This window comes from Acinetobacter sp. ANC_7655 (assembly GCF_056784015.1).
This window is the reverse complement of record NZ_JBWYJB010000003.1, coordinates 102,972-128,933: the sequence shown is the minus strand read 5'-3', so window position 1 is coordinate 128,933 and position 25,962 is coordinate 102,972. Positions and strand designations below refer to the sequence as shown.

General features: G+C 38.0%; 25 protein-coding genes. 14 read left to right on the top strand and 11 right to left on the bottom strand.

Going from position 1 to position 25,962, the window contains the following annotated elements:
• Positions 1-14 precede the first annotated feature (14 nt).
• Positions 15-221: a PA3496 family putative envelope integrity protein gene (locus AC1M9N_RS05805; protein ID WP_092766845.1), complete on the bottom strand. Its 207-nt coding sequence runs from the start codon at positions 219-221 to the stop codon at positions 15-17.
• Between the two features lie 297 nt (positions 222-518).
• Here AC1M9N_RS05805 and rpoD point away from each other — a divergent pair, with 297 nt between their 5' ends.
• The 7 genes from rpoD (at position 519) to AC1M9N_RS05770 (ending at position 8,943) form a co-directional block, all read left to right on the top strand.
• Positions 519-2,456 carry an RNA polymerase sigma factor RpoD gene (rpoD, locus tag AC1M9N_RS05800; RefSeq protein ID WP_481612945.1) on the top strand — a complete coding sequence of 646 codons (1,938 nt, stop codon included), beginning with the start codon at positions 519-521 and terminating at the stop codon, positions 2,454-2,456.
• Positions 2,457-2,583: 127 nt separating this feature from the next.
• Positions 2,584-2,871, top strand: coding sequence for a YbeD family protein (locus tag AC1M9N_RS05795; RefSeq protein WP_035270687.1), 288 nt, complete (start codon positions 2,584-2,586; stop codon positions 2,869-2,871).
• A 129-nt stretch (positions 2,872-3,000) separates the two neighbouring features.
• Entirely contained in the window at positions 3,001-3,657 is a 657-nt protein-coding gene (gene lipB, locus AC1M9N_RS05790; RefSeq protein WP_035267889.1) for a lipoyl(octanoyl) transferase LipB, read from the top strand.
• Between the two features lie 77 nt (positions 3,658-3,734).
• Positions 3,735-4,268, top strand: a complete 534-nt coding sequence (locus tag AC1M9N_RS05785; protein ID WP_035267888.1) for a hypothetical protein — start codon at positions 3,735-3,737, stop codon at positions 4,266-4,268.
• 2 nt (positions 4,269-4,270) lie between these two features.
• On the top strand, positions 4,271-5,455 hold the full coding sequence (locus tag AC1M9N_RS05780) for an iron-containing alcohol dehydrogenase (RefSeq protein WP_035267887.1): 1,185 nt from the start codon (positions 4,271-4,273) through the stop codon (positions 5,453-5,455).
• A gap of 268 nt (positions 5,456-5,723) precedes the next feature.
• Positions 5,724-7,118: an APC family permease gene (locus AC1M9N_RS05775; RefSeq protein WP_035267885.1), complete on the top strand. Its 1,395-nt coding sequence runs from the start codon at positions 5,724-5,726 to the stop codon at positions 7,116-7,118.
• A gap of 307 nt (positions 7,119-7,425) precedes the next feature.
• The gene (locus tag AC1M9N_RS05770) at positions 7,426-8,943 is read left to right on the top strand and encodes an outer membrane protein transport protein (protein ID WP_481954415.1); all 1,518 of its coding nucleotides are present in this window, start codon (positions 7,426-7,428) and stop codon (positions 8,941-8,943) included.
• Between the two features lie 36 nt (positions 8,944-8,979).
• On the opposite strand, the gene AC1M9N_RS05765 is transcribed toward AC1M9N_RS05770, so the two are convergent.
• Positions 8,980-9,432 (bottom strand): hypothetical protein, encoded by a 453-nt coding sequence (locus AC1M9N_RS05765; protein WP_481591775.1) that lies wholly within the window; start codon positions 9,430-9,432, stop codon positions 8,980-8,982.
• Positions 9,433-9,599: 167 nt separating this feature from the next.
• Here AC1M9N_RS05765 and AC1M9N_RS05760 point away from each other — a divergent pair, with 167 nt between their 5' ends.
• Positions 9,600-10,679 (top strand): hypothetical protein, encoded by a 1,080-nt coding sequence (locus tag AC1M9N_RS05760; RefSeq protein ID WP_481591774.1) that lies wholly within the window; start codon positions 9,600-9,602, stop codon positions 10,677-10,679.
• A 61-nt stretch (positions 10,680-10,740) separates the two neighbouring features.
• On the opposite strand, the gene AC1M9N_RS05755 is transcribed toward AC1M9N_RS05760, so the two are convergent.
• The 4 genes from AC1M9N_RS05755 to cysG form a co-directional block, all read right to left on the bottom strand.
• Positions 10,741-11,715, bottom strand: coding sequence for an isopenicillin N synthase family dioxygenase (locus AC1M9N_RS05755; protein ID WP_481591773.1), 975 nt, complete (start codon positions 11,713-11,715; stop codon positions 10,741-10,743).
• 108 nt (positions 11,716-11,823) lie between these two features.
• A complete protein-coding gene (locus AC1M9N_RS05750; protein ID WP_481612995.1) occupies positions 11,824-13,158 on the bottom strand; it encodes a solute carrier family 23 protein in 1,335 nt (444 codons plus the stop codon).
• Between the two features lie 450 nt (positions 13,159-13,608).
• The gene (locus tag AC1M9N_RS05745) at positions 13,609-14,088 is read right to left on the bottom strand and encodes a tRNA (cytidine(34)-2'-O)-methyltransferase (protein ID WP_481954414.1); all 480 of its coding nucleotides are present in this window, start codon (positions 14,086-14,088) and stop codon (positions 13,609-13,611) included.
• A 28-nt stretch (positions 14,089-14,116) separates the two neighbouring features.
• On the bottom strand, positions 14,117-15,502 hold the full coding sequence (gene cysG / locus AC1M9N_RS05740) for a siroheme synthase CysG (RefSeq protein ID WP_481954413.1): 1,386 nt from the start codon (positions 15,500-15,502) through the stop codon (positions 14,117-14,119).
• A gap of 199 nt (positions 15,503-15,701) precedes the next feature.
• Here cysG and AC1M9N_RS05735 point away from each other — a divergent pair, with 199 nt between their 5' ends.
• The 5 genes from AC1M9N_RS05735 to AC1M9N_RS05715 all read left to right on the top strand — a co-directional run bounded on the left by AC1M9N_RS05735 (position 15,702) and on the right by AC1M9N_RS05715 (position 20,714).
• Complete coding sequence (locus AC1M9N_RS05735) at positions 15,702-16,952, top strand: dienelactone hydrolase family protein (RefSeq protein WP_481595838.1); 1,251 nt, start codon at positions 15,702-15,704, stop codon at positions 16,950-16,952.
• A gap of 45 nt (positions 16,953-16,997) precedes the next feature.
• Positions 16,998-17,519, top strand: a complete 522-nt coding sequence (locus tag AC1M9N_RS05730; protein ID WP_179997732.1) for a flavin reductase family protein — start codon at positions 16,998-17,000, stop codon at positions 17,517-17,519.
• 30 nt (positions 17,520-17,549) lie between these two features.
• Positions 17,550-18,635: an LLM class flavin-dependent oxidoreductase gene (locus AC1M9N_RS05725; RefSeq protein WP_179997731.1), complete on the top strand. Its 1,086-nt coding sequence runs from the start codon at positions 17,550-17,552 to the stop codon at positions 18,633-18,635.
• 60 nt (positions 18,636-18,695) lie between these two features.
• Complete coding sequence (locus tag AC1M9N_RS05720) at positions 18,696-19,538, top strand: hypothetical protein (RefSeq protein ID WP_035267867.1); 843 nt, start codon at positions 18,696-18,698, stop codon at positions 19,536-19,538.
• Between the two features lie 156 nt (positions 19,539-19,694).
• On the top strand, positions 19,695-20,714 hold the full coding sequence (locus AC1M9N_RS05715; protein ID WP_481590631.1) for an AraC family transcriptional regulator: 1,020 nt from the start codon (positions 19,695-19,697) through the stop codon (positions 20,712-20,714).
• A gap of 58 nt (positions 20,715-20,772) precedes the next feature.
• Here the strand turns inward: AC1M9N_RS05715 and serS are convergent, their stop codons facing one another.
• The 5 genes from serS to rplU form a co-directional block, all read right to left on the bottom strand.
• The gene (gene serS, locus AC1M9N_RS05710) at positions 20,773-22,044 is read right to left on the bottom strand and encodes a serine--tRNA ligase (RefSeq protein ID WP_179997729.1); all 1,272 of its coding nucleotides are present in this window, start codon (positions 22,042-22,044) and stop codon (positions 20,773-20,775) included.
• A gap of 112 nt (positions 22,045-22,156) precedes the next feature.
• Entirely contained in the window at positions 22,157-22,942 is a 786-nt protein-coding gene (locus AC1M9N_RS05705; RefSeq protein ID WP_481954412.1) for an RsiV family protein, read from the bottom strand.
• A gap of 109 nt (positions 22,943-23,051) precedes the next feature.
• Positions 23,052-23,750: an outer membrane lipoprotein periplasmic chaperone LolA gene (gene lolA / locus AC1M9N_RS05700; RefSeq protein ID WP_035267863.1), complete on the bottom strand. Its 699-nt coding sequence runs from the start codon at positions 23,748-23,750 to the stop codon at positions 23,052-23,054.
• Between the two features lie 217 nt (positions 23,751-23,967).
• The gene (gene rpmA / locus AC1M9N_RS05695) at positions 23,968-24,225 is read right to left on the bottom strand and encodes a 50S ribosomal protein L27 (protein ID WP_035267862.1); all 258 of its coding nucleotides are present in this window, start codon (positions 24,223-24,225) and stop codon (positions 23,968-23,970) included.
• A gap of 19 nt (positions 24,226-24,244) precedes the next feature.
• Positions 24,245-24,556, bottom strand: a complete 312-nt coding sequence (gene rplU / locus AC1M9N_RS05690) for a 50S ribosomal protein L21 (protein ID WP_035267860.1) — start codon at positions 24,554-24,556, stop codon at positions 24,245-24,247.
• A gap of 407 nt (positions 24,557-24,963) precedes the next feature.
• On the opposite strand from rplU, the gene sdsA reads away from it, so the two are divergent.
• Positions 24,964-25,941, top strand: coding sequence for an All-trans-nonaprenyl-diphosphate synthase (sdsA, locus tag AC1M9N_RS05685; protein WP_035267858.1), 978 nt, complete (start codon positions 24,964-24,966; stop codon positions 25,939-25,941).
• Positions 25,942-25,962 lie beyond the last annotated feature (21 nt).

Genomic DNA, 25,962 nt, shown 5'->3' with positions numbered 1-25,962 from the left:
ATACCCAATCTAATTTAGTCTTCATCATCGTCGAAATCATCATCGTCAAAATCATATTCAAGATCTTTCAATTCACGATCTAAACGACGCTGTGCAAGTAAGTCATCAATCAAGCGACGCTTTTCTAATGATTCTTTGGCGCTAATTTTGCTCGTAGTTTCATCAAAACTAACATCATCATCACCGTAGTTATCATCTAGTTCAAAATCTGTAGAAGACACTAAAACTACCTCATGTGTGAAAAAATGAATGGGGCTAGGCGCTATTTATCTTTGTTCAGAATACTTGTCAAGTTTTATTTTATTTTTCGCTGATATTTATACAAATTTTAGTTTTTTTTGGACAAAAAAATATGTCATTATTTAATCAAGGATCAGAGCCTTATTGCTGGTTTAAAATAAAAAGCATGATGTGCTTGAAATCAACAATTTTGACCCAATATTGACTTAAACAACTTAATTCATTGGTTTTCAAAACCAATTATACTGAGTTAATACGATACTAAAGATAAGTTAATTGTGCTAGAATGCACGGTTTTTCCCCGCCACAGATTCAACGAGAAGAGAGCAAAGATGAGCGATATGCATTCCCCTACTTCACAAGTAGCGGCTCTGATTAGCCGAGGCAAAGAACAAGGTTACTTAACCTACGCTGAGGTTAACGATCATCTCCCAGACTCGATCACTGAAAGCGAACAGATTGAAGATATCATTCAGATGCTTCAAGACGTTGGTATTCCTGTACACGAACGTGCGCCAGAATCTGACGATGCAATGTTTGATGGTAGTAGCGCAGAAACGACTGACGAAGTTGCTGAAGAAGAAGCAGCTGCAGTTTTAGCATCTGTAGAAAATGAGCCTGGTCGTACAACTGACCCTGTTCGTATGTATATGCGAGAAATGGGAACAGTTGAACTGTTGACTCGTGAAGGCGAAATTCAGATTGCAAAACGTATCGAAGAAGGTATTCGTGACGTTTTAAACTCAATTGCTTATTGGCCAAATGCGGTTGAAGTTGTATTACAAGAATATAAAGATTACGAAACTGGCGAGCGTCGTTTAGCCGATATCCTTTCAGGCTATTTAGATCCAGAGTCTGATGAAGAAATTCCAGAAGTTTTAGAAGAAGTTGATGCTGATCTTGAAGAAGAAACAGAGACTAAACCAACTAAAGATGTAAAACTTGATGACGATGATGATGAAGAGTCTGAAAGTGATGATGATTCTGAGGGTGATTCAGGTCCAGACCCTGAAATCGCAAAAGTGCGTTTTGCAGAGTTAGAAGCTGCGTGGAATGCGACTAAAGATGCGATCGCAAAACATGGTCGTAACAGTAAAGAAGGTAAAGCAGCTCTTGAGTCGCTCGCAACCGTCTTTATGATGTTTAAGTTCACACCACGTTTGTTTGACATCATTTCTGAAATGATTCGTGGCACGCATGAACAAATTCGTACAGCAGAACGTGAAGTAATGCGCTACGCAGTTCGTCGTGGTCGTATGGATCGTACTCAATTCCGTACAACGTTCCCTGGTCAAGAATCAAACCCAGCTTGGTTAGATGAGCAAATTGCTAAAGCCACTGCTGACCAAAAACCATACTTAGAGAAAGTACGCCCTGACGTTCTTGCTTTCCAACAAAAAATCGCTGATATCGAAAAAGATCTCGACCTTACTGTACGTGAAATTAAAGATATTTCTAAACGTATGGCGATTGGTGAAGCAAAAGCACGTCGTGCTAAAAAAGAAATGGTTGAGGCGAACTTACGTTTGGTCATCTCCATCGCGAAAAAATATACCAACCGTGGTTTACAGTTCCTCGATCTGATTCAGGAAGGTAACATTGGCTTGATGAAAGCCGTAGATAAGTTTGAATACCGTCGTGGTTATAAGTTCTCGACTTATGCAACTTGGTGGATTCGTCAGGCGATTACACGTTCAATTGCTGACCAAGCACGTACGATTCGTATCCCTGTACATATGATTGAAACCATTAACAAGATCAACCGCGTATCTCGTCAATTGCTTCAAGAAATGGGACGTGAACCTACGCCTGAAGAGTTAGGTGAACGCCTTGAAATGGATGAAGTCAAAGTTCGTAAAGTGCTTAAGATCGCTAAAGAACCAATTTCGATGGAGACACCGATCGGTGATGATGAAGACTCACATCTTGGTGACTTCATTGAAGATGGTAACATCACTTCACCAGTTGATGCTGCAACTTCAGAAGGCTTGAAAGAAGCAACACGTGAGGTACTTGAAAACCTCACTGAACGTGAAGCTAAAGTCTTGAAGATGCGTTTTGGTATTGATATGCCGACGGACCACACGTTGGAAGAAGTTGGTAAACAGTTTGATGTAACACGCGAACGTATTCGACAGATCGAAGCAAAAGCGTTACGTAAATTACGTCATCCATCGCGTTCTGAACATTTACGCTCGTTCCTTGAGAATGACTAATCTATCCATAGGATAATACAGGTTTGAATATGGGGGACACTCCCCCATAATATAAAGCATGTAGCAAATAATTCTAAATACCTGCGCCTAGCAGGTATTTTTACTAATGAGGTGTCCTATGACTGACATGATCGATCGCACTCCATCACGCGAACTACAAGAACATCTTTGGGTGTTTCCGATGGATTATCCAATTAAATTGATTGGTCTTGCAGGTGAGGATTTACGCAAAGCCGTGAATGACATTTTTGTTAAACATTTCCCTGATTTTGATGGGAATGCAATGACAGTGACACCATCGCGTACAGGCAAGTATCATTCAATTACTGCGCAACTTCGTTTTGAAGAGCTTGAGCAAGTACATCAAGTATATGCAGACTTGGCTGCTTGCCCTTTAATTAAAACTGCACTTTAATAAAAAAACACGCTTCATGCGTGTTTTTTTATGTTTGTTAATTATTCATCAAGTATGTGCCTAGGTCACACTTAATTCAACAATATTGTCTATAATAAAACTCATTTTTGAATGTGAGCCTTAACCTCCGTGGATGTCAAAACCAAACCTCAATTGATTATTCGTCACTATACCCAAACCACTTCTTATGAAGATCGCTTCCAAGAAATGAAGCTGATGACAGAACAGCGTGACGAACAAACAGCAGATGAATTTTGGATTTTGCAGCACAATTCTGTGCTTACCCAAGGACAAGCTGGCAAACCAGAACATATATTAGTGCCTAGCCATATCCCAGTTGTTCAAACTGATCGTGGTGGACAAGTCACTTGGCATGGTCCAGGACAATTAGTTGCATATTTTATGTTTGATTTAAATCGATTAGGCTGGAATGTCCGTACTTTAGTCAGCTATGCAGAAAATGTCATGATCGATTTATTAAAAAAATACGGTATCGAAGCTTATGCTAAACCAGATGCACCTGGTGTTTATGTTGATGGTAGAAAAATTGGATCTCTGGGCTTTAAAATCCGAAAAGGTCGCAGTTATCATGGACTCTCACTTAATATAGATTGTGACCTGGAAGGCTTCCAAACTATTAATCCATGTGGTTATGCAGGTCTTGAAATGGTCAGAATCTCTGATTTGATAAATCCCTACCCAAGTTTTGATATGTTAGTTCAAGACCTCATTGCCTATCTAAAAAAAAGTGACCTGTTCAGTCAAATTATCGTGAATGATCATTAAAACTCCTTTACTTTGTCATTAGATAATTTTAGAGTATTTACTCTAAATTATAAAACTATGTGATAAGGGACAAGTGAGTGATTTCTATTAACTCTGTAAAGCCCGCGCTAGAACAAGCTTATGTCAAACTCATGCTTGACGTGATTGGCAGAGGCTTAGCGATGGCAAGTCAAGTCGATGAAGAAATAAAACAGGAAATTGCTAAATTTCCTGTCGGCTTCACGATTTCAATGGACGTTTTCAACAGTGATGCAGCATTTATTGCACAAGTGAATCCACAACATCAACTTGTCTTAATCGACCATGCATCAAAAAAACCAGATTTAACGATTACCTTTAAACATATGCATCATGCTTTTTTGGTATTTTCTTTCCAAGAAAGTACTGCACAAGCATTTGCAAATGACCGTATGATTGCTGATGGCGATTTAGGTCATGCAATACGTTTAGTGCGTTGTCTGAATAAAATGGAAGCCCTTATTCTTCCAAAATTAGTCGCTGAACTTGCAGTCAAAGAATATCCGGTCAATCTGTCATTAAAAGAAAAATTGACAGGTGCAGCAAATATTTATCTCAAAGTAGCTCAGTCATATATTAAAGGGAGTGCTTAAGCATGGCTAAACCATATTATGAATTTTTCTGTCCAGTTAAAGTGATTGCTGGTAATGCTGCGCTTGAACACATTCCATTTGAGCTAGATTCAATGGGTTCAAAAAAACCACTCATCATCACAGACAAAGGCGTACGTGCCAATGGTCTACTTGAACCAGTGGAAGCTGCTTTTGCAGCGACAGAAGTAAAAATTGGCTCAATTTTTGATGAAGTTCCACCGGACTCAAGTTTAGAAACAGTAAAAGCCGTGACTGAGATGTATCGTAACAATCAATGCGATGCCATCATTGCAATTGGGGGTGGTTCAGTCATCGACACAGCAAAAGCTGCCAATATTCTCGTCTCCGAAGGAGGCGATGATCTGCTGAAATATTCAGGAGCTCACAACCTACCTCGCCCATTAAAGCCTTTTTTTGTTATCCCAACAACATCAGGTACAGGCTCTGAAGTCACGATGGTTGCTGTGGTTTCAGATACAGCGAATAATCAAAAAATGGCATTTGCTTCAAAATATTTAATGCCTAGTGCTGCAATTTTAGATCCACGTATGACTTTAACATTACCTCCACACCTGACAGCAATGACAGGAATGGATGCAATGACACATGCAGTTGAGGCCTATACGTGTTTGGCAGCGAATCCTATCAGTGATGCTTACGCTACTGCTGCAATTAAAAAAATTAGTGAAAACTTGTTTAGAGTTTTGGAAAATCCAAAAGATGCTGATGCCCGTTTAGAACTTGCTCAAGCATCAACCATGGCTGGAATTGCATTCTCAAATGCAATGGTCGGTATTGTTCACTCCCTTGGACACGCTCTAGGTGCAGTTGCTCACTTACCACATGGTTTGTGCATGAACTTATTCCTCCCTTATGTGCTCGATTACAACAAGGATGTGAATGGCGATAAGATTGCTGACCTGTTACTACCGCTTGCAGGTACTGATATCTATGCACAGACACCAGCAAATCAACGTGCAGATAAAGCTATTGCGATTATCAACACAATGCGTGATCGCATTTATGATTTAACTAAACTGCCACGTACATTACGTGAGACAGGCAAAGTTACGCAATCTCAATTAGATGAAGTTGCCGAAAAAGCGTTAAATGACGGATCTATCATTTTCAACCCTAAAGAAGCGACATTAAAAGATTTGAAATCTATCTTAGAAAAAGCTTGGTAATTTTCTCAAAATAAGTAAAGATACGCTTAAAACTAGCCTGATGTTTTTTTAGACATCAGGCTTTTCATTTGTTAGTTGTTTTAACTCATGAGTTCAATACCTTTGGCATAAATCCTGCTAAAAAAAACTCGCACAAACTACTGACAAACTGCATCAATTTGGTTTAGATTGGCGCACTTTTGAAAAAACATTAGGGGGGATCGTTCGTCTCAAACGATCCTTAATTGATTTGACTGATCCTTGATCAACGATTAAGAGGATAAAGCCGTTGACTAATATAACTGGGACTCAATCGGCAGCTAAACTGCAAAAAACGCTAGGACTCTGGCACATCATTATTATCGGTTTAGCTTATATTCAGCCAATGACGTTGTTTGATACTTTCGGTTTGGTATCAGAAGAAAGTAATTTCCACGTTCCTACATCATATATTTTTGCACTTGTTGCAATCCTACTGACTTCATTGAGTTATGGTCATATGATCCGTAGATATCCATCTTCAGGTTCAGCGTATACCTATGCTCAAAAATCTATCCACCCTAACGTTGGTTTTATGGTTGGCTGGTCATCATGGTTAGATTACCTGCTCTCCCCCATGGTCAACATCATCCTTGCGGTGATTTATCTTGAGGCTTTATTCCCTGATGTCAATCATTGGGTCTGGGTCATTGTGTTAACAGCATTTATGACAGGTATTAACCTTCGTGGTGCGCGATTTGTTGCAAATTTCAACAGCTTAATTGTATTCGTACAATTAATTGTGATCGCTGTATTTACATGGATGGTCTATACCAAGCTCCAAATGGGATATAACGCGGATGGTCCAATCTCTGCTGAGCAACGCTACCAACTTTGGAGTTTAGAACCATTTTGGAATGAGTTAACTTCAGTGGGTGCCTTAATCACAGGTGCGACATTACTCTGCTTCTCATTCACAGGATTTGACTCACTCAGTTCTCTCGCTGAAGAAACTAAAGATACTGAGAAAACGCTACCAAAAGCGATTTTCTTAACTGCGTTAATTGCAGGGATTATCTTTATCGTCAGCACTTATTTCATGCAGATCTATTTCCCTAATAATCCGGGATCATACTTCCAGAATATTGCAGAAACTCAACCTGAAATTTTGTTGTTGGTTGGTGGATCTTTGTTCCAGTCTTATGTACTTGCATTTGCCATCATTACTGTTATGGCATCAGGTATTTCTGCACATGCAGGTGTATCACGCCTCATGTATGTTATGGGACGCGATGGTGTCATCAATAAGAAAATTTTTGGTCACATCAGCCCTAAAAACTTCACTCCATCATATAACATCATGATTGTAGGTGCAGTCGCATTAACCGCTGGTTTTATGGATTTAGACTTTGTCATTTCATTAATTAGCTTCGGTGCATTAACAGCATTTAGCTTTGTGAACTTATCTGTTATCTCACGGTATGCGTTACGCGATGGTCGTACTAAAACAGCGAAAGAAATTATTAATTTCGTTATCGTACCATTACTCGGCTTTATTGCAGTATTTGCATTGTGGCTAGAGGTCGATCAAGCATCGCTTAAATATGGTTTGATTTGGGCGATTGGTGGTATTTTGTATTTAGGTTATAAAACCAAAGGCTTTAAATACCCTGCTCCTCAACATGATGAGTTTAATGATCGTTAAAAATTGATTTTTTAGAAAAGGCGCTTAGGCGCCTTTTTTTATTATGCAAATTGACCAAAATGATCAAACATCAATCAAAATTTCTGATTTAAAAAATAAACTCTACATCCTAATAGGCAGCTTTATTTCAAAATAATGAGAGAAATAACACATTTAAACGCAAATACATGAAATTAAATAAAAAATGATTGGCAAAAAATTACATATTTGTCAGGATACTCATTGACCAAAAATTACACGATGTGTATAAAGAGCAAAATATTTGAGTAAATGCTCTAATAATATTCATTACACAGGGAATGTAATAATGCGTTTGAATACACTTACTGGGGCGATTTTGGTCGCAATGTTTCCAACCGCGGGCGCTTATGCTGCAGCTATGGATCGTTCAGGCCAATCGATGAATGGCTTTTTACAGTCAGGAAACTATGTAGATTTTAGTTATTCAATTTTGGATGCTGATCTTTCAGGAACAATGAGAACCGAACCTTCGGGCCCTGCTTCTGCAGGATTAAGAGACCCGAATGGTTGGAATATGCCTACAGCAGATGATATTAATGCAGGTGGGGAAATTGCGGGCTCAAATTTAAGTGATATTGCTGACACGTTCGGATTTGCAAATATTAATTTAAAATTTCAAGTAACTGACAATATTTCATTAGGTTTAATTTATGACCAACCTTTCGGAGCAAAAGCCTCTTATTCAAATTCTGATAAAAAACATTCCAGAGTCAACAGCTCAGGACGATTGCCATTAGGTGACCTTGAATCTGCGACAAAATATGGTGCATTTCACAGTGAGTATGGCAGTACAGAGGCTGAAGTTTCGACAAATAGCTTATCTCTAGTCGTAGGCTTCCAACCTAATGAACACCTTAATTTTTATGCAGGCCCAGTTTATCAAACAGTAAAAGGTGATCTTAGTTTACAAGGAACTGCTTACAGTCTATTAGGTGGTTATTTATGTAATTCACAGACTAATGGTGTAGCACTGTGTAGTACTTTTAAGGAAAAAGGTACAGGTTCAAGAGATCTTCTTGGTCGTGATACAAGAAAAGATTATCAAGGCTATAAAGCAAGTATGCCTGAAGAAGGTGCTTTTGGTTGGCTAGCGGGTGCTGCATTTCAAATTCCTGAAATTGCATTAAGAGCTTCATTAACCTACAGATCAAAAATTTCATATTCAGTTCAAGCTGAAGAAAGTATGCCTGAAGTGATTACAGATACATTACCTATTGTACATCCTGGGTGGCATATTGTAGATAAAATTGGGGCACTTGGTACCGACTACCAATATACAGAAGGTAAAACCTCAGCATCGACTCCACAATCAGTTAACCTTGATTTCCAATCAGGTATCATGGCTGATACATTAGCTTATATCAATTTACGTTGGGTAGATTGGTCTGAGTTCAAAATCCGTCCATACAAATTTGGAGTTTTAACTTCTTCGATTACGGAGGGACAAGGTAAAGGACCTCGTGGTTTCGACTTAATCGCTTATGAAAAAGATCAAATATCTGCAACTTTCGGTATCGCAAGAAAATTAAATGAAAAACTCGCATTGACCATTATCGGAGGATGGGACTCTGGTGCAGGTGAATATGTTTCTACCTTAGGTCCATCTGAAGGTTTTTGGAGTGCAGGATTAGGTGGTCAGTACAGCTTTAATAAAAATACATTCATTCAAGCGGGTGCACGATATTTTTGGTTAGGTGATGCAAAAGCTCAATCTGCTAGTTGGTTCGGAACCGATCGCTATGATGCAGATTTTAAAGACAATACAGCTATTGGATATAGCTTTAAAATTGGTTACCGTTTCTAGAGTTTAAAAAGCACGGATTTTTCATCCGTGCTTTTTTTAAATTAATCGACAACTAAAACCTAATTTAGTATCAATTTGATTATCTTTGAATCCTAAATACTCAATAAACCTATTTCGATCATCCACAATTTTCTGTTCATCTATAGACATACGATGGCGATTTTTTTGCGCTAAAGAATATGTTTCATCTACAGAAGCTTGATATATATGACATAATTCAAGCTGTTTCTTACTTTTTAAAACTAAATTTTTTCCTGTCCGCTCAAAATCATTTCGTTTTAACGCCGCACTCCAATTTTCCAAATTTTTGAACATTTTTGCTTTCATCTGAGCTAATGCTTGATCGATTTCCTGTTGAGTCAATGGATTAATATTATTTAAATCCGCTTGTTCTTTATTTTCATTTTGTGCCATCACTTTAGAGGTCGTCATTCCTGCACAGATGATTACTATAATTCCATAGCTGTATTTTTTAATGTTTTTAATCATACATCCCCGTATCTAATTTATTTCGATAAATTTATGTTCGTATTAGACAACTGATATTTTAAAAAAGCCATTTTAATAATGTAATAGATTGAAATATTAAGGGATTAAGGCATTTTTTTTGCATTATCAATTTACTGATTTAATTATATATTTTTGGTATTGAATTTATGAAAAAAATGTTTCCATTAGGCTGTGCTGGACTAGGCATACAAGCCTCATCATTTGAACATCCAGTATCTCTTGAAGAACCATCAATAATGGAAAAATTCGATCTACTTGCAGAATCGAGCGTGTGGGATTTTATCGATCACATTCCGACTCATCGTGAAATGATTGATGATTACATTAAAGGGAGTCAAAAATACAATATTCCAGTTTATTCAGGTTACGGATGCTATATTTGGGGAGAACATGAAAAAATATTCAAAGAAAATATCGAGCTAACATGTGCCGTAGGCGCCAAATACCACAACATTATGCTTGCAGCAAAAGACAGTAAATTCAACTATCTTAATGATCAACAAGTTGCTGATGCCTATTTATATTTTTATGAGTATGCTCAAAGTAAGGGTATAACCATTACCTTTGAAAATCACGTAGATAATTGGTCTGAAGATTATCGCCGGGTAGAAAAAGTTGCAGCTTTAGTCAATCATCAAGGTATTCCATTTAAAATGGCGATGGACTATAGCCACTGTATTTTCAAAATCGAAAATCCAATCGAATCTTATATCTCTTTTCAACATGACCAAGAAGCGATTAGAAAGCTTGATCCTTTCAACTGCGATAGTTTTGCAGATGATTGGTTAAATCAAAATTTGGTACATTGGGGGCAAATACGTCCTGCGGTTCCAAACGGGCCATTAAATACATGGTCCCAAGAATACAGCCCATGGGAAGGTCACGGTCTTAATCGCCCTGGAAGAGGCATTCAATACCCATTTAGGCAGCCACCCAAAAATGCGTGTCCCCATGATGAATGGCATGCATATAAATTAAGCTGCACCAAAGAGGTCATTCGCAAGATGATTGACCATTATTTGGATCATGAGGATACAAATATTGAAATCATGACCGTGGATAATATTAATTTATGGTCCTATGGTTTGGGTTGGAAATATAATATGTTTGCAGATAGCTGCGACATAGCGCGCTATATTAGACAAATATATGCGGAAAGAGCATCAATTCATTATGCTAAAAAAGGGCTAAGTTCTGAGGACTTTATCAATCAATATCGCTCATAAATCATTAGAATAATTTAAAAAAAAGCATTATATAGATAATGCTTTTTTTGTATCGCGAGATTTAAGCTACTGCATTCTCTTCCGCTTTTTTATATGAACGATTATACATTTCTTCTAAATGCTCCCCTACTGTACATGGTGCATATAAAGGTAATTCACCTTCTTTCAATGTTCCTGGAACTGGCTCAATCACAGCGTGATAGTCTGGTTCATAAAAAAATGGAATTGAGTAACGATAAGCACCATTTGAAAAACTATTTTTTACTCGATGTGGATTGGAGTGATATAGACCATTGGTCCATTTTGGAATCATATCACCTAGATTAACTACAAATGTTCCTTTAATTGGTGGTGCTGCAACCCACTCTCCGTCAGGCATGCACACTTCTAATCCGCCTATTTGATCTTGTGCCAAAATGGTGACTGACCCCCAATCTGTATGCGCGCCAACGCCATATGTTTCATCATCATCTCTAGGTGTAGGTGGATAACGCAACATACGTAATGTTCCCATAGGATCTTTACTAGAAGCATCAAAATAGTTCGATGGCAGATTTAACGTTAATGCCAAAAGTTGCATCAGAAAATTTGCCAGTTTATACATTTCATCGATGTACTCCTGACAAATCAATTCACATTGAGGTAATTCTTCAGGCCACTGATTTGGACCATAGTTTTGATATTTAGCGATTGCAAAAGGATGATCTTGAGGATAATTACGACCACAATAAAACCCTTCTTTATAATCTGGCTTGCCGTAAGGGTCTAATTGCTGACCATTTAGTTTATCAAATCCACGGAATCCAAAAAAATTACGTACATCATATTTTTGCTTAACGTCTTCTGGAAGCGCCAATAATTCTTTTGCTAATGCAAACTGTCGCGTCATCATTTCTAAAGGAACTGTATGATTCTTCACATAGAAAAAACCTGAATGCATCGCAGCTTTTCTCAGTTCAGCAACTGCACGTTTAGTCGCCTCACTTTCTGGTTTGTTTATATCTACGCCTGCTAAATCAATTACTGGTATTCCCATTTTTATCCCCTTGTATCAGGTATACATCTTTTACGTTTTCATTATCTTGCTGAAACTTTCGACAATTTAGGATTGACTAAAATTTGTCTTAAAAGCTAAGTCTCAAACTTAAGTTTTTTCTGGTACAACGTCTGCTACTATTTGATTCTGCTTTTGCTTAGCTCGATTAAAAATCAGATTTAGAATAATTCCCGCAAATGTCGCCGTTGTAATGCCGCCGAGATCAAGTCCACCAACCATAATCGAATAGTTCCCTGCGCCCATAATCACAGTCACTGATGCCACAATAATGTTGCCGTTTTGAGTAAAATCGACTTTATTTTCGATCCAGATTTTCGCACCAGCGATTACAATTAAGCCGAAAACAATCATTGAAGTCCCTGTCAAAATTGCGACAGGTAATGTGCTAATGAGTGCTCCAAATTTTGGTGATAATCCCAGAATAATAGCGACAATACCCGCAATTACAAAAACCACTGTAGAGTAAATACGCGTTGCCGCCATGACCCCAATATTCTCTGCATATGTAGTTAATCCTGTTCCTCCTACTGCACCAGACATAGAGGTACATACCCCATCTGCCAAAAATGCTCTACCCATATAGGGTGTAATATTTTTGCCTGTCATTTCACTTACAACTTTGAAATGCGCAAGATTTTCAGCAATAAGAATAAATGCGATAGGTAGAATCAGCAGAATTGCATTCATTTGAAATTCAGGTTGATATAAAGTTGGTAAACCAAACCATGCCGCATTTGAAACCGAGCTAAAATCGATTGGTTTGCCCATTCCCATCATGTTAGCTAAAACAAAATATACAAGATACGAAACTATCAAACCCACCAATAGCAATAATCGTCTCAACATTCCTCTTGTAAATACTGCGACACCACCAATACACATTGCGGTCAATAAAGCCATCCATGTATCAAACTCATTACCTGATACGGCTTTAATCGCCCCAGGTGCTAAATTTAATCCAACAATCATAATGATTGCACCAGCAACAACTGGTGGTAAAAGATTCTCCATCCATTGAGAACCCGTTTTCATTACAAGTAAACCCATCAAGGCATAGAAAATACCACATACCACTATTGCACCTAAGGCAATCCCAATATTTGGATTTAATCCTGAACCGGTATAGCCTGTTACAGCAATCACAGCACCAATAAAAGCAAAACTACCCCCAAGATAGCTTGGCACTCTCCCACCTGTGATAAGGAAAAATAATATCGTGCCTATACCAGATAACAGGATCGTTAGACTAGGATCAAACCCCATGAGCAGCGGTGCCAACACTGTTGCACCAAACATGGCAAATGTATGTTGAAGTCCAAGTACAATACTTTGTCCTGTAGGCAAGTACTCGTTCATGGCAACGGGAGTTTTTTCAATATCTCCTTGAAAAGGAGTAAATTTGGAAAACCAATTCTCTTTCATCACATACCACCCCATTGGTAATGTGAGCCAATGTCGAACATCTTTAGACATTGGCTGTACAATGATAAATTCATTTCGTTTAAGTACAAATCACAGTTCGTCTATCAAATTTATCGGAACCATATATTCACTTTAACTAAGCAACAAATATACCAATTGGTCGAATTTCTAATATTTCGTTTGGTTGGCAGCTAGTTTAAGATCAACAAAAATAAAACCTAATACTCTGTTTTATATAAATATTAATTTCATTAACAAATGAAAAAATTTGACCGTTTTGTATATTTTTTAGACTTTTACTCAAAAAAATTGGATTCCCGAAATATAAAATAAAATCGTATTTAAAATCATTATTTTAATTTTATTCTTAATGAATATTTCATCATATTAGCCAAGTTTTACTAAACTTTTATGCATTAAAAAAGGTCACCTTTCGATGACCTTACTGACTTAAGTTAAATCTTTAAATCCTTGTTGTCGCCATGCTTCATAAACAATCACTGCCGTAGCATTAGATAAATTTAAGCTTCTAGAATTTGGCGCCATGGGCAAACGAATCCAATGTTGCTTTGGGAACATCATACGAACATGTTCAGGTAGTCCGCGCGTTTCAGGCCCCATGAGTAAAGCAACTGGCCTATTCAGATTCGAGGTATGTGGTGTTTTGGTACCTTTGGTCGTTAAAGGATAAATCGAATCTTGATCCACACCTTGACTCGCTAGATTTTCCAGACATGCTTCAATATTATCCCATATCTGCATGCGAGCCCATTCATGGTAATCTAATCCAGCACGCTTTAACTTCTTATCATCCAGCTCAAAACCTAGCGGTTTGACCAAATGTAATTGTGCTCCTGTATTTGCACATAAACGGATAATGTTTCCTGTATTTGCAGGAATTTCTGGTTCGTATAAAACAACATGAATCACAATAATTTCTCAACTTTATAGCAGACTTTTACAGTTCGTCTTGCCATTTCAACTGTTCTCTTAATTTCACCACCTCACCAATAATGGTCAAAGTTGGCGCCTGAATTTGATTTTCTAACACTTTCGAAGCGATATCTGCCAAAGTCCCCACAACAACTTTTTGTTCTGGTGTCGTACCTTTAGAAATTAAAGCAACAGGCATGTCTGCTCGTTGACCATGTTGAATAAGCTTTTCACAGATTTTTTCTAATCCAACAAGCCCCATGTACAGTACCAATGTTTGGTGTTCATACACGAGTTCATTCCATGGAAGTTCAGGAGAACCTTCCTTCAAATGTCCAGTCAAGAAGCGAACACTTTGTGCGTAATCACGATGAGTTAAAGGGATACCCGCATATGCTGAACACCCTGATGCTGCGGTAATTCCGGGAACGACCTGAAATGAAATTCCTGCCTCATAGAGTTCTTGAATTTCCTCACCACCTCGCCCAAAAATAAAAGGATCTCCTCCTTTTAAACGGCAGACACGTTTGCCTTCATTCGCATATTTCACGAGTAAAGCATTAATACCTTCTTGTGGAACAGCATGATTTGACCTTGCTTTACCCACATAGATTTTTTCAGCATCCCGGCGGCATAACTCCATAATAGCACCAGAAACTAAACGGTCATAAATCACAACATCTGCTTGTTGCATCAACCTTAAAGCTTTGAGGGTGAGAAGCTCGGGATCACCTGGACCTGCCCCAACTAAATAAACTTCACCTTTGGGTTTGTTCCATTCTATTAAAGACTGATGAATAATTTTTTCTGCTTCAGCCAGATTATTATTAAATACATGCTCTTTGAAAGGTCCAGCATACAGCTCTTCCCAAAAGATACGGCGTTCATCAGGATTTTCAATTTTTTGTTTTACACGTTTTCGCCATTCACCAGAGATTTTAGCTAATGTTCCGATTCCATGCGGGATTACAGTCTCAAGTTGAGTTCTAATCTGTCTGGACAATACTGGGGATGTCCCATTACTCGCAATTGAAATAACAAGTGGAGAGCGATCAACAATTGCAGGGACCATAAATCGGCAATGTGGTGGATCATCAACACTATTCACCAATACATTTAAGTTTTCACATTCTTCAAAAACTTGTTGATTCACTAAAGGCTGATCTGTGGCAGCAATCACTAAACGGTAATCGTTTAATTTTAAATCGTGATCTTCAAAATGAGCTTGAATATATTGACCAGAGCTTTTCTCGACAATTTCTAAAAGTTGCGCCTCAATCTCAGGTGAAATAACCGAAATTTTTGCTCCTGATTTTTGCAGTAACAGTGCTTTGCGATAAGCAATATGCCCTCCACCGACAATCAAACAAGGTTGCTGCTGCAATTTTAATGAAATTGGAAAAATATCCACTGAATCGATCCTCATATGCCCACTCTATTTTAGCACCTTCTCCACGACTCAAGCTGCTTAAAAGTAAGCAAGTGGTAGCTTTTTTAACAGATGCATATCGATGAAGGGACCTAAAACGGATAAAACTTGAACTCTATTTGGATAGTCAAAAATCCTGCTGATGCCGATGATAAGTTCAACAGTAAAGGAGATTATCGAGATGGCTGGTTCATATATTGATGTACATTCATCAGCAGGTTCGTTTAAAGCATATCTTTCAGTACCTGAAGCAGGTAAAGGTCCTGGTCTTGTGTTATGTCAGGAAATTTTCGGTGTTAATGAAGTTATGCGTCAAAAGGCAGACTTTTTGGCTGAAGAAGGTTATACCGTTATTGTTCCTGATTTATTTTGGCGTATTCAACCTAATGTAGAACTCGGTTATACCGAAGAAGACTTTCAAAAAGCATATGACTTATATACTCAATTTAATCAAGATCTGGGTATTGAGGATATCAAATCTACAATTGAAACACTCAAATCCCTTGAAACAGTTGATCAAGATGCAGGTACTGGATTGGTCGGATACTGCCTAGGCGGTAAATTGGCATATCTCGCAGCTTGCCGCATTCCAGATTTAAAGTGTTCTGTTTCTTACTACGGTGTAGGAATCGAGCAAAACCTAGAAGAAGCAGTCAACATTCAATCCAAACTGGTTCTTCATTTTGCTGAACAAGATCAATTCTGTGATTCTAACACTCGTGAACAAATCCTACTTGCTCTGCAAAACAACTCAAAAGTCGAAACATATATTTATCCAGATGTCGATCATGCCTTTGCTCGCCCACAGAGTATGCATTATCACAAGCCTAGTGCACTCATGGCACATGAAAGAACCATTACAGCTTTACGCAAAGCAATAGGACCAAATTACGACCTTGCTGCGCTATGGGAAGAGCATGTTCGATTTGAATTTGACACTCGAAATGTTCCAGACACGATGGCAACAATGGTGGCAGAGCCTTATGTCAATCACATTCCAACATTGACAGGTGGCGTCGGCTACAAACAATTAGCTCGCTTCTATCAATACCATTTTGTTCATAACAATCCAAAAGATATGAAACTGACGCCTATTTCACGAACTGTAGGCGCAACTCAAGTCGTTGATGAATTCATTATGAGTTTTACTCATGATGAGGAAATTGATTGGTTAATTCCTGGAATTAAACCGACAGGAAAATATGTAGAGATTCCAATGCTCGGCATTATCAAGTTCCGTGGACCGAAACTATGTCATGAGCATATCTATTGGGATCAGGCAAGTTTACTGGTGCAAATTGGCGTATTAGATCCAACTGGACTACCTGTTGCAGGTGTTGAAACTGCCAAGAAACTTTTAGATGAAACTTTACCCTCAAATGAACTGATGCCAACTTGGCCATCCAGTGAAAATAAACCGATTGGCGAATAAAGGAACTCATTCTGACAATCAGAATTAAGATGAAGGATTATGATCATGTTAAATGAAATGACACCTGTAATACAGTTGGAGCAACGCTCGTTACGCCAACTCTTAGGTCAGTATGCAACTGGGATTACAGTAGTAACTGCATTAGATTCAAATCATAAAAAAATTGGAATGACAGCGAACTCATTTACTTCTGTATCGCTTGATCCACCTTTAATTTTATGGAACATCGCAAAATCTGCGACACATTTCGAAGATTTCAAACAGGCAGAATATTTTGCCATCAATATCTTGAGTGAAGATCAGTATCAAGAGTCTAAGCATTTCTCAAAATCTTCTGATGACAAATTCGAAGGCTTAGATGACGTTGATGAGTATATGGGCATCCCCATTCTAAATAAATCCTTAACCACTTTTGTTTGTCGTCAGTATGAGCTTCATGAAGCTGGGGATCACTACATTATTGTGGGACAAATTGAAGCCTGCCGTAATCAGCTTGGAAATCCATTGGTGTTCCATAACGGGCAATATAAACAAGCAAATCTTCATCAAGCATTTGCTGGTGTATAGCGAATTCACGAAATTTAAGGATTTTTTAAAATGAATCAACATCACTTTTTCAATGATAATCGCTTTCTACTCGGCTCATTTGCTTCTAACTGCTCAGGTGGAATGACCATTTCAACTCTTGAAGATCGATGGAGTGCGAGCTGGGAAAAGAATCTCGAACTTGGAAAAATGCTAGATGAAGCTGGTATCGACTTCATGTTACCGATTGCTCGCTTTACAGGCTATGGCGGTGAAACAGACTTTCAGGGAACAATTTTAGAGACCATGACTTGGGCGGCCGCATTATTGGCTTTAACCAAAGACATTACAGTTTTTGCGACAATTCAGACTGTCCCCAATCATCCAGTTGTAGTTGCCAAGCAGATTGCAACGCTATCTGAGATTAGTCAAGGTCGTATTGGACTCAACATTGTTGCAGGCTGGAATAAACCTGAATATGAAGCACTCGGTCTACATTTACCTGATGATCACGAAACTCGTTATGGTTATGCACAAGACTGGTATGACCTGATTAAAAAAGTATGGACCAGTGAAGAAAAATTTGATTTTGAAAGTAAGTTTTTCAAAACCAAAGGAACTTATGGAAAACCAAAACCACTTGTACATCCGCCTATCTTCAATGCTGCTGGTTCAAAAAATGGACGTGAATTTGCCGTTAATAATGCGGACTTTCTTTTTACACCAGCTTCAGACTTGGGCAGAAGCAAGATTGAAATTGATGAGCTTAAACAAGCAGGTCGCGACGTAAACCGAGAAGTCAATGTGATGACCTTCTCCCATGTCATTTGCAGACCTACACAAGAGGAAGCCAAAGCAGAATGGGATCGTCAATTAAACAATGCTGATACTGTTGCCGTTGACAATCTGATGAGCTTAATGTTTGCACATGCTCAAAGTTTCCCAAAAGAGGTTCAACAATCCATTCGTGATGCAATGAGTGTAGGCCATGGTGGCTTTCCATTAGTCGGTACACCTGAACAAGTCGCGCAAGGTATTTTAGATTTACATGAAGCTGGTTTTAGAGGAACGACTCTTTCATTCCTCGATTATAGCCGCGAATTTCCGTATTTCCGTGATCATGTTTTACCAATTTTGGAAAAGCATAATATTCGTTAATCCACCACTTAAGCCGACCGTTTCACTGTCGGCTTATTTATTTTAAGAGGGAATTTAGCTGTGAATTATATTTTAAAGGGGTTATTCACTGGATCAATCTGCTTTGCATTAGGCACTGCAGTTCAAGCGGCAAATTGGAGTGATACTTCACTGGCTGTCAGTTATGGTCAAGATTTCTCAGAACCATTTAAAGACGGTGATTTTGACAAATATATTTTTAGTCTTGTACACCTAAGCGGCTATAAATATGGCACCAATTTTTTTCAACTCAATATGCATCAATCCTCAGCTGAACCAAATGCAAACAAAGCTTCTGGTCGAGGAGCTCAAGAGGCATATGCAATTTATCGTCATACCTTAGATATCCCAAGTATCACGCAACACAAACCGAATGATTCTAGTTGGTTCAAGACATATGGTTTTACAGTAGGTTTTGACTGGAATACAAAGAATGATGATTATGGTTCAAATCGACAAATGTATGTTGCTGGTCCAAGTGTTACATTAAATACACCAGGCTATCTTAATCTCAGTTTGCTAGGCTATTACGAGAGCAATGATGCTAATGTACTGAGTAAAAAATATACCTATGATCCTTACTTAGCACTTCAAGTGCTTTGGGATTTTCCTATTATGCAATCGAATTGGAATTATCAAGGCATAGGTGTTTGGATGAGTACCAAAGGGAAAGATCCTTTTGGTGAGCCTACCGCCAGTGAAATCTTTGTAGACATGTCTTTAATGTATTCTTTACTTAAAGATAAATCTGCCAATCAACCAAAATTGAAAGCTGGGATTGCTTATCAATACTGGAAAAATAAATATGGTAATGATGCATCTGGTGTTGCTGGTTCAGGAGCGACCGCGAGTAGCCCTATGTTACGTGTCGCTTACCACTTTTAAATAACATATCAAATTAATCTAATTTAGTACCAAAAGAGTATTTTTATATTCTACTATTTTAGATTAATTTATTTATTTGAGATAAAACAAAAAAAGCAAAATCATGGATTGATTTTTGCATAAGTAATGATAAGCAAGCTAAGGATAGAGGTATTTATGTATAGCCAGCAACACAGGTCTATTTCTACGATTCAATCACATACGCAGAATATTCATGATGCCAACCATTGTCTTGATTTAATCATTGGCCCACATGATTTAGTCGATTTTAATCAATATGAACCATTGGATTTTAGTTTTAATGGATCGCAAATCGGTCGTATGATTATTGGGGATTTAACATATGGTAAAGATGTAATTTTCAAAACGCATACGCATGAAAATATGAACCACTTTTGTATAACGCGCCCTAAAAATGGGCGACCACTATTTAAAAAAGATGGTCAAACTTTTTACGCCTGTTATGATCAAGCATCCATTGTTTCACCTGAAGATAAATTTGAACTAATTATTGACAAAGACTGTGTGCAAACATTCATTTCTTTTTCAAAGACTTTTGTTGAAAAAATACTTTCAGATTTAATCTCTCAGCCAGTTACCGAACCTTTGGTATTTCAAAATGTGATGGATCAAAACAACCCGAAAATTAAAGCATGGTGGGATTTAATTGACAGTATTAAAAATTTCACAAACAATTTTACCAATACTTCATTTTTTCAAGAAATGCGCTCAGATTTTGAATATATTATTGTGAAGTCATTATTATTATCTCAACCCAATAACTATAGTGATTTAATTTATAAAAATACTTTAGATTATCCTGACTTCTTTACTCGCTTGTTAGAATTCATACAAAAAAATATACATCAAAAAATTGAAATTTCAGATTTAGAATATGCATCTGGATTAAGCAAAAAAAAGCTGAATACAATTTTCAAAAAATATTTAAAATGCAGTCCAAATGCTTATATACGCCATTACCGACTTAAATGTATTTATAATGAAATTTCACAGTCTACGCATAAAATTAATATTACTGAAATTGCTTATAAATGGGGTGTTACACATTTAGGTCGTTTTTCACTTGAGTATAAAGATGCATTTGGCGAAAAACCGAGTGAGACCTTAAAAAAAATTATTGAAAGGCAAACAGGCAGTGCTCAACTCATTCATTAAAACACTCAAAAAAAAAAAAAGCTAACTCAATTGAGTTAGCTTTTTTGTGTTTTATCGATTAATCGATAAAACTTTGTCCACCCATATAAGGACGCAAGACTTCAGGAATCTCAATCGAACCATCTTCTCGTTGATAATTTTCCATTACCGCGAGCAAAGTACGACCAACTGCTAAACCTGAACCATTCAAAGTATGAACAAACTCTGTTTTCTTTTGATCAGCACGGTAACGAGCTTTCATACGACGAGCCTGGAAATCCCCCATGTTTGAACACGATGAAATTTCACGATAGGTATTTTGGCTTGGTACCCAAACTTCCAAGTCATAAGTCTTCGTTGCACCAAAGCCCATATCACCACCGCATAAGATGATTTTGCGATATGGCAATCCAAGCGCCTGTAAAATACCCTCAGCATGCCCTGTTAACTCTTCCAATGCTTGCATAGAGTCTTCAGGTTTAACAATTTGAACCATTTCAACTTTGTCAAATTGGTGCTGACGAATCAAACCGCGTGTATCACGACCATAAGAACCAGCTTCACTACGGAAACAAGGTGTATGAGCAGCATATTTTAACGGTAGACGCTCAGGATCAATAATCTCATCACGCACAAAGTTAGTCACAGGTACTTCAGCAGTTGGGATCAAGTAATATTCTTTGTCACCTTGAAGCTTGAACAAATCTTCTTCAAATTTAGGCAACTGACCAGTTCCACGTAATGAATCAGCATTTACTAAATACGGTACATAAGCTTCTGTATAGCCATTTTTCAATGTATGTGTATCTAACATGAACTGCGTTAGTGCACGTTGTAAACGTGCAAGCGGGCCCTTGAGCACACTGAAACGAGTACCTGTTAACTTAGTCGCTGTTTCAAACTCGAGTCCACCCATCCACTCACCAAGATCAGTGTGATCTTTAATTTCAAAGTTGAATTCACGAGGCGTACCCCATTTTAAAATTTCAACGTTGTCATTCTCATCTTTGCCCTCTGGCACCGACTCATGAGGTAGGTTTGGAATAGAAAGTGATTTTGCTTCAATTTCAGCTTGTAGTTCTGTTAACGCAAGCTCAGCGGCTTTAATTTCATCTCCGATCGCGCTCATACGAGCCATGATTTCAGAGGCATCACCACCTGCTTTTTTGATTTGACCAACTTGTTTAGCACCCGAATTACGTTCTGCTTGTAAAGCTTCAGTCTTAGACTGAATTTCTTTACGACGAGCCTCTAAAGATGCCCATTCTTCTACGTTGAGTTGCACGCCACGTTTAGCTAAGGCTAAATTTACAGCCTCTATATTATTTCTAAGTAATTTCGGGTCGATCATGGTTAATCTTTTCAGGGAAAAAAACTGCCTATAGTGTAAGCGCTTCGTTGAAAAAAATACAGTCGAAGCGCTGACAGCTGAAGCTTATTGAATCAAATTAAAATAGAGTCAATTACTCAGCAGCGAGTTTGGGTAGGTTTGGAAGATATTCTGACTGTATCAAACCATTCACACTCACATAAGGTAAAGTGAGTTCAGACATTCCTTCAGCATAGGACGCGAGTTCATACAGCGGATAAACAAAGACGATACCATCAACTCCGTAATAGAAATTGTCACTTAATTCGAGTTTATCTTGTTCAATATTGTGATCTGTAAGCCACATACTATTAGCACTATAAAGTGTTTCTAATAGCTTTTTATTTTGACCTTTCACAATTAAATCTTGTAGTGCTATTCTTTTTTTAGTTTTTAAATCGAAATGAACATATTCTTTGTGGTACATCCCATGTGCTGCACCAGCAGGATATACATAGCTCAGATATTCAAAACTCGCTATATTCTGATGTTGACTTAAATAACGTACCACAGTCTGACTCTGACTCAACTTCAGCGGATCCACAGTTCTTGTCTCTGTGTTCTTAGTAGCCGATTGGAATGGTATAGGGTCTGCTTTTTCAATTCGATTTTTAAAATACGTATTAATCCACGGATGATTAGTTTCAACCGTTTGGAATGAATATTCTGTACACCCTGCCTCATCACATACTTGCTTCTGTTTAGGCTTTAATTCGACGTTCTTCGATTCGATATACCAAGATTCTGATTGTTTTGCTTGCGCAGCAGTCTCATTGCTTTTTTTAGTTTCTGTATCAGATTTAGGCTGACAAGCGCCTAACATGATCATTGATGCACAAATAACACTCACTTTTCTAAACTGATTCATGTGATTTAGCATATAGCCTCCAATAAAATGAGTGTTTAACACAGAGACTATAAATTCTAGCAGACATCAATTCAGTTGAAATTTGTAGTTAAAAAAAGCAGCGATAAACGCTGCTTTTATATTATTGGTCAATAATGTCTGTGCCTTTAGGCGGTGTAAAGTTAAATGTTGAATCCGGAATACCTGCATTTACTTTCACATTACTAAATTTAACGTGTGTAGTTTGTCCTAATGAATCTTCTAAAATCATTAAGCTTGGCGCTTTATTTGCACCGAAACTAATGGTCAGACTCTGAAAGGCACCATCTTTCTGCTTAGGATATAACGTGTAATAAGTTTTAGCTTTATTGGGCTGTGTTACACGATATGACTGCATAATTTGGTTAGTGTTACCAGACAATAATAATGCTGGTGTATTGGCAACTTGCTCATCCATATTTTGACGAATTGCCTGCTGTAGATCTGGGTCATAGATCCAAATCATCTTTCCAGAAGTCACAATTGTTTGTTTTGCTGGTGCTGTAGTTTCCCAATAGAACTTACCTGGACGAGCAACTTTCATCACCCCAGTAAAAGTCTGATTCATATGTTGAGCACTCAAACCTTGTTTTTGTGGTGCTTTACTAGATTTAGTTGCTTTCGTTGTTTGTTCAAAATTTGCCGTTAAACTTTTTATTCCGTTTAATTGACGAACCAAGTTTGCGGTCGCTTGTTGCTCCGAAGCAGCCACTGGCGCTGCGAAAACTTGAGTGCTTGCGACTGGTGCCATCATTGCAGCACTCATTGTAATTGCACCAATCGTTTTACGAAGCATTGTCATGATCCCACCTTTTGTTATTGATCATCATTTGATATGGAGTCATCTTAAACCAAATTTGATCGCTAATAATTGAGAAAATAAGAACTTTTGTATTGTTATTTAGCTAAATTGTTGAAAATACTTCATCATGATGAAGATTCACTTAAGTTCAAAAACTTTCTTTCAGATATAAAAAAACCCACTCAAGAGTGGGTTTTTTGGTTATGCCTGATAAAACTTATACAGTTTCAACAGATACATAACGACGGCCAAATTGACCTTTAACTTCGAATTTGATCACGCCATCAGCGGTAGCAAATAAAGTATGGTCACGCCCCATACCAACGTTAGCACCAGCGTGGAACTCTGTACCACGTTGACGAACGATGATGTTACCAGCAGTCACAGCTTGACCACCGAACATTTTAACACCTAACATTTTAGGATTTGAGTCACGACCGTTACGTGTCGAACCACCGGCTTTTTTAGTTGCCATGTCTATTTACTCCTCGTAATTAGCCTGAAATAGCTGTAATTTTCAACTCAGTGAACCATTGACGGTGACCTTGTTGTTTACGATAGTGTTTACGACGACGCATTTTGATGATGCGGATTTTGTCGTGACGACCATGGCTAACTACTTCAGCAGTTACTTTAGCACCAGCAACAACTGGAGCACCAATTTGAATGCTATCACCGTTCACTAACATTAATACGTCATCAAACGTAATAGTAGAACCAGTTTCAGCTTTCAATAATTCAACTTTAAGGGTTTCACCCTCAACAACACGGTGTTGTTTACCACCGCTTTGGATTACTGCGTACATAATGTACTCCAACAGGCCCGTGTCGTCGTGCCGATAAAGGAATATATCGATCTTAAAACGAACGCCACTGGGGGTTATTCAAGGGCAAGGATTTTAAGTGATAATGAAATAAACAACAAGGTCTTTTGTCTAAAAGTTAACTTTCAACCCGAAATATCTATTTCTTACATGAAAATAACAATTTGCTGATTGATTAAACTATATTTATTCACAAAATGAACTACTTCGAATATCAAATAACATATCAAGTTTTATTGGTATTATGAAAATTAAATCACAAACATGAATAGAAACTGAACAACATTAAGAAAATCATGCATATTCATGTGGCAAAGCGACCAAAACTTTCACTTAAATTGTTACACTAGCTGAGTAACATCTACTGTTTGTATAAGGACTTCATTGTTATGGCCATCGATTTTAAGCAAGACATTCTCGCACCTGTTGCTACAGACTTTGCTGCGATGGACCAACTTATTAATGAAGGAATCAGCTCTAAAGTTGCTTTGGTGATGTCAGTCAGCAAACATGTGGTTGAGGCAGGTGGTAAACGCATGCGTCCTATTATGTGTTTATTGGCTGCTCGCGCTTGCGGTGAAACCAACCTAGAGCATGCCCAAAAGTTAGCTGCAATTATTGAAATGCTGCATACCGCTACACTGGTACATGATGATGTCGTAGATGAGTCTGGGTTACGCCGTGGTCGTCCTACAGCGAATGCAACATGGAATAACCAAACCGCTGTACTTGTTGGAGACTTCCTGATTTCTAGAGCTTTCGATTTGCTCGTAGATTTGAACAATATGGTGTTATTAAAAGACTTCTCAACAGGAACATGTGAAATTGCCGAAGGAGAAGTACTTCAACTGCAATCTCAACATCAACCTGAAACCACTGAAGCGACGTATTTAGATATTATTCACGGCAAAACATCTCGTTTGTTTGAATTGGCGACTGAAGGCGCTGCGATTCTTGCCAATCAACATCAATATCGTGAAGCACTCAGAAAATACGCAGGTCATTTCGGGAATGCATTTCAAATCATAGATGACATACTCGATTACACCTCTGACGCAGAAACACTTGGTAAAAATATTGGTGATGACTTAATGGAAGGTAAGCCAACACTGCCACTGATTGCTGCTCTACAAAAAACTTCTGGAGCAGAGCACGATATTATCCGTCGTAGCATCACTACAGGTGGTACTGAACATTTGGATCAAGTGATTCAGATTGTTCAAAACTCTGGTGCACTAGATTACTGTCGCGAACGTGCTGTTGAAGAAACTACAGCAGCTCGTGAGGCATTGTTACAACTGCCTGAAAGTATTTATCGTCAAGCGCTTGATAATTTGGCGCAATTAGCATTAGATCGAATCCAATAAACTTCAACTAAAAAAATTTGC